The organism is Priestia sp. SIMBA_032 (genome assembly GCF_046535215.1).
In the GTDB taxonomy this organism is placed as follows: domain Bacteria; phylum Bacillota; class Bacilli; order Bacillales; family Bacillaceae_H; genus Priestia; species Priestia aryabhattai.
Genome location: NZ_JAWRXD010001690.1, coordinates 1 through 230 on the forward strand (window position 1 = coordinate 1; position 230 = coordinate 230).

Genomic DNA, 230 nt, shown 5'->3' on the forward strand with positions numbered 1-230 from the left:
CCGGTTTTTGTTCACGGCATCACAAAAATGTTGGTCGCTGAAGCGATCCAAGTCCAACGACTTGAGGGTACTGAAGATCACGCTGTCGGCGACCTGGACGGAATCGCTCACCTCATGTTATGCACACTCGCGATCGGCCAATTCGCGCTGATTGAGCCCTTTCACCAAGCTGTGCTTGCGGGTATTCAAAACGGATACGGCATCCGCGATGGCCACGCGTTGCCCATTGG

General features: G+C 54.8%; 1 protein-coding gene. It reads left to right on the forward strand.

From position 1 onward, the window contains the following. Positions 1-230, forward strand: a 230-nt coding sequence (locus tag SB717_RS39995; RefSeq protein WP_410908933.1) for a hypothetical protein, incomplete at both ends; no start/stop codon positions are given.